Below are 5111 nucleotides of genomic sequence, written 5' to 3' on the forward strand. Positions count from 1 at the left end.
GCACCCAAGACGGCCTGTCCAAGAAAGAGATCATCCGCTGCCTCAAGCGCTACGTCGCCCGCGAACTCTACGGACTCATCACATCAAAGGATCAAGAACGCTCCGCTTGACATCCATAGGAGCATCCTGCCACGCGTGCCCGGCGCGCGCCTTGCCGCCTTCCGGTCGGCCGGACCCCCGGAAGGCGGTAGCCTCTTCAGGTTGAGCAAACGTGCAGAGGGAGAGGCCGTGACCGGTCTGGTCGTCGCCATGGACGGCCCTTCGGGGTCGGGTAAGTCGAGCGTCTCGCGCGGGGTCGCCCAGGCGCTGGGCCTGCGTTACCTGGACACCGGGGCGATGTACCGGGCGATGACCTGGTGGATGCTCGATCAGGGCGTCGATCTGGCCGATCCCGTCGCGATCGCGGCCAGGTGCGGCGAGCCCGGCATCGAGTCGGGCACCGACCCGGCCGCGCCGGCCATCCGCGTCGACGGCGTCGACGTGGCGGGGCCGATCAGGCAGTCCGAGGTCACCGGGGCCGTCTCCGCCGTCGCGGCGGTGCCGGAGGTGCGCATGCGGCTCGTGGGGCTGCAGCGGGAGATCATCGGCGCCGGTGACATCGTGGTCGAAGGCCGCGACATCGGCACCGTGGTCTGGCCGACGGCCCCCGTCAAGGTCTACCTGACGGCCAGCGCCGAGGCCCGCGCCATGCGGCGCAGCGCCGAGGTCGCGGGCTCCACGGTGGAGGCGCAGCAGGCCGCCATGGCCCGGCGTGACACCCTTGACTCAACGCGTAAGACCGACCCACTCTCGATGGCGGCTGGCGCCGTCGAGCTCGACACCACGCCGCTGACCCTCGAAGAGGTCATCGCCGAGGTGCTGAGGCTGGTCAAGGAGCGCACCTGACAACGGGTGCGGTACTCACTTAAGGATGAAAAATCGTGTCAACGGGGGATTGGGTCGAGGCTGAGCTCGACGATCTCGAAGTATCCGACGACGAGCAGGCCCACAGCGGCCCCCTGCCGGTCGTGGCCATCGTGGGCCGCCCCAACGTGGGCAAGTCCACGCTGGTCAACCGCATCATCGGCCGCCGCGAGGCGGTCGTCGAAGACGTGCCTGGCGTCACCCGCGACCGCGTCACCTACGACGCCAACTGGCGCGGCCGCCGCTTCACGGTGGTCGACACCGGCGGCTGGGACCCCGACGCCACCGGCATGAACCTGCGCATCGCCGAGCAGGCCCAGGTCGCCGTCGAGCTGGCCGACGTGATCGTGTTCGTGGTCGACGCGACCGTGGGCGCCACCGACGCCGACGAGATCGTCGGCTCGGTGCTGCGCCAGTCGGGCAAGCCGGTCATCCTGGCCGCGAACAAGGTCGACAACCAGCAGCTCGAACTGGAGGCCGCCGCGCTGTGGGCGCTCGGCCTGGGCGAGCCGTACCCGGTCTCGGCCCTGCACGGCCGCTCCAGCGGCGACCTGCTCGACGTGATGCTCGACGCGTTGCCCGAGACCCCGCAGCTCACCTTCGGCACCGAACGCGGCCCGGCCCGGGTGGCGCTGCTCGGCAAGCCGAACGTGGGCAAGTCGTCCCTGCTCAACAAGCTGGCCGGCGAGGAGCGCGTGCTGGTCGACCCGATGGCGGGCACCACCCGCGACCCGGTCGACGAGCTGATCGAGCTGGGCGGGCGCACCTGGCGCTTCGTCGACACCGCCGGCATCCGGCGGCGCGACCGCGAGCTGCAGGGCGCCGACTTCTACGCCGCCATGCGCACCAGGGCCGCGCTTGAGCGCTCGGAGGTGGCGATCGTGCTCATCGACGCCAGCGAGCCGCTCACCGAGCAGGACCTGCGCATCATCGGCCTGGTCATCGAGTCGGGCCGGGCCATGGTGGTGGCCTTCAACAAGTGGGACCTGGTCGACGAAGACCGGCGCTACTACCTGGAGAAGGAGATCGACCGCCAGCTCGTCCGCACCCCGTGGGCGCTGCGGGTCAACATCTCCGCCAAGACCGGCCGCCACATGGACCGCCTGGTGCCCGCGCTGGAGAAGGCGCTCGACTCCTGGTCCACCCGGGTGCCGACGGCCAGGCTCAACGCGTTCCTCACCGAGCTGGTGCAGCAGACCCCGCCGCCGGTGCGCGGCGGCAAGCAGCCGAAGATCCTGTTCGCCACGCAGGCGTCGGTCGAACCGCCCAAGTTCGTCCTGTTCACCTCCGGCTGGCTGGAGGACACCTACCGGCGCTTCATCGAACGCCGCGTCCGCGAGGAGTTCGGCTTCGCCGGCTCGCCGATCGAGGTCACCATGAAGATCCGCGAGAAGCGCAAGAGCGGCGAGAAGAAGTAGCTTTCAGGCGCCGGGTCGCGGGCATTCGCTTTGCCCGCGGCGCGGCTCGCCGGTTAAGATCTGCGGCAACACGTCGACGGAGACGAGTAGCCAGGGTCCGCGCCGGGTCCAGAGAGCCGCCGGAAGCTGCGAAGGCGGCCCCGCGCCCGCTGGTGAAGACACTCCTGAGTGCGGGGAGGAAATGCCCCGCCGGTCTGACCCCCGTCACAGGGTCGTGGAGGCCGTCCCGCTCGGCGGGGCGGCGAAAGTGCGGTGGCACCGGGAGCTCCCTTCTCCCCCGCACTCCCAAGGGGTCATGCAATTCCTCGTGAGGAGCTGTGATGATCTCTCGTGTCATGTCGGCGGAGCTCGCTGAGCACGCCGGGCAACGAGTGACGATCGCCGGTTGGGTCCATCGCCGCCGGCAACTCAAATCCGTGTCCTTCCTCGTCGTCAGGGACCGTACCGGGCTGGCCCAAGTGGTCGCGGGCGGCGACCTGCCCGCCGAGGAGAGCGTCGTCCACGTCACCGGCACGGTGACGCGCAACCCGCAGGCGCCCGGCGGCGTCGAGCTGACCGAACCGCTGGTCGAGGTGGTGTCGGAGCCGGTCGAGCCGCCGCCGTTCGACCTGTACCGGCCCGTGGTGCCGGCCACGCTGCCGACCGTGCTCGACCACGCGCCCGTCGCGCTGCGGCACCCGCTGCTGCGCGCCCCGCTGGAGATCTCCGCGGCGAGCGTGGCGGGCTTCCGCGACACGCTCGCCGGGCTGGGCTTCACCGAGATCCACACCCCGAAGATCGTCGCCTCGGCCACCGAGTCCGGCGCGAACGTGTTCGGCATCGACTACTTCGGCCGCCGCGCCTACCTGGCCCAGTCGCCGCAGTTCTACAAGCAGGCGATGGTCGGGGTGTTCGAGCGGGTCTTCGAGGTGGGGCCGGTCTTCCGCGCCGAGCCGCACGACACCGTCCGGCACCTGGCCCAGTACACCAGCCTCGACGCCGAGCTGGGCTTCATCGCCGACCACGAGGAGGTGATGGCGGTGCTGCGCGAGGTGCTCGCGGGCATGCTGGAGTCGGTCCGCCACCGCGCGGCCGGCGCGGTCGCGGCGCTCGGCGCGCGGCTGCCCGAGGTGCCCGCCGAGATCCCGGCCGTGCACTTCACCGAGGCGCAGCGGCTCACCGGCGAGGACGAACCCGACCTGTCACCCGCGCAGGAACGGTGGTTGTCGGACTGGGCGCTGCGCGAGCACGGCTCGGAGTTCCTGTTCGTCACCGGCTACCCGATGGCCAAGCGCCCCTTCTACACCCATCCCGACCCCGCGAGGCCCGGCTACTCCAACGGCTTCGACCTGCTGTTCCGCGGCCTGGAACTGGTGACGGGCGGCCAGCGGCTGCACCGCTACGACGACTACGTCCGGGCCCTGGACGGCGACCTGGCGCCGTACGAGGGATACCTGCGGGCCTTCCGGCACGGCATGCCGCCGCACGGCGGGTTCGCGCTGGGCCTGGAACGCTGGACCGCCCGGCTCACCGGCGCGGCCAACATCCGCCAGACCACCGCGTTCCCCCGCGACCTGCACCGCCTGTCACCCTGACGGCGCGGAGCCCCCTGGAGTGACGGCGGGCTGGGCGGGGCCGGTGCGCGGCATGAGCACCGCCACCGCACCGCCCAGCACGCAGATCATCGCCGTGACCAGGAACATCTCGGTGTACTCGGTGTGCAGCGCGGCCTGCACCCTGGCCGTGTACTCGGCGAGCCGCCGCTCGTACACGGCCGGGTCGACGCCGAACGGCAGCGGCGTGTCGAGGTGCGCGGTCAGCGACTGGAACCGGTAGAAGCCCCAGGCCGACACCGCCGCGATGCCGATCAGCATGCCCATCATCCTGGCCACCACGACCGCGGCCGAGGCGACGCCGTGCTGCACGGCCGGGGTCACCCGCAGCACGGCCGCCGAGATCGGCGCGATGACCAGGCCCAGCCCCAGACCGGCGACGATCAGGTGCAGGTCCATGGCCAGGCCCGCGTCGGCCGGGTTCAGCGGCCAGCGGCTCATCAGCGCGTAGCCGGCGGCGGCCACCAGCAGCCCGGCGACCGTCACCGCCCGGTCGCCCAGCCGGCGTGCCAGCAGCCCGCCGAGCAACGCTCCGACGGGGAGCGCGAGCAGGAACCTGGCCAGCACCAGCGCGCCCTCCAGCTCGTCCTTGCCGAGCAGCGTCTGTGCGGTGAACTGCACGAACACCATCGTCACCAGCAGCGCGGCGCCGGTCAGGAAGCTCACCGCGAGCGTGGCGAGCAGCGGGCCCCTGGCCGTGTCGGACAGGTCGAGCAGCCGCACCGGGGAGCGGATCTCCCACCAGACGAACGCGGCCCCGGCCACCAGCCCGGCCGCGATCACCGGCAGGCCCCAGGACGGCAGCACGGCCTTGGCCGGGTCTGGGTTGTACAGGCCCACCACCAGCAGGCCGAGCGCCAGCGCCAGCAGCGCGCCGCCGACCGCGTCCACCCGCGCCGCCCCGGTTTCCGGCGCCGGGGTGCGGCGCGGGCCGGGGACCGTGAAGTGGACCGCCACCGCCGCCAGCGCGGCCAGCGGCACGTTCACCCAGAAGATCGCGTGCCAGCCGCCCAGCTCCAGCCCGGCCACCACGGTGCTCGGCGCCAGCGCGAGCACGCCGCCGTACAGCGGGCCCAGGGCGCTGCCCAGCTCCTGCGCGGCGCCCACCGCGCCCAGCGCCATCGGCCGCTCCCGCTCGTCCCACAGGTCACCGATGAGCGCCATTGTGATCGGCAGCAGCGCCCCGCCCGCCACCCCC

Annotated in this window: 4 protein-coding genes; 3 read left to right on the forward strand and 1 reads right to left on the reverse strand. The window is 72.0% G+C overall.

The window, feature by feature from the left end; all coding sequences use genetic code 11:
- Window positions 1-228 precede the first annotated feature (228 nt).
- The 3 genes from cmk (at window position 229) to aspS (ending at window position 3895) form a co-directional block, all read left to right on the forward strand.
- Window positions 229-885: a (d)CMP kinase gene (gene cmk, locus HII36_RS53175; protein WP_328808307.1), complete on the forward strand. Its 657-nt coding sequence runs from the start codon at window positions 229-231 to the stop codon at window positions 883-885.
- 35 nt (window positions 886-920) lie between these two features.
- The gene (gene der, locus HII36_RS53180; RefSeq protein ID WP_173531028.1) at window positions 921-2321 is read left to right on the forward strand and encodes a ribosome biogenesis GTPase Der; all 1401 of its coding nucleotides are present in this window, start codon (window positions 921-923) and stop codon (window positions 2319-2321) included.
- Between the two features lie 320 nt (window positions 2322-2641).
- Complete coding sequence (gene aspS, locus HII36_RS53185) at window positions 2642-3895, forward strand: aspartate--tRNA(Asn) ligase (protein WP_173531029.1); 1254 nt, start codon at window positions 2642-2644, stop codon at window positions 3893-3895.
- Here aspS and HII36_RS53190 read toward each other — a convergent pair.
- Window positions 3887-5111, reverse strand: a 1225-nt coding sequence (locus HII36_RS53190) for an MFS transporter (RefSeq protein ID WP_173531030.1), incomplete at its 5' end; no start/stop codon positions are given. The two genes, aspS and HII36_RS53190, sit on opposite strands and share 9 nt — an antisense overlap.

Source organism: Nonomuraea antri, assembly GCF_013283785.1.
In the GTDB taxonomy this organism is placed as follows: Bacteria; Actinomycetota; Actinomycetes; order Streptosporangiales; family Streptosporangiaceae; genus Nonomuraea; species Nonomuraea antri.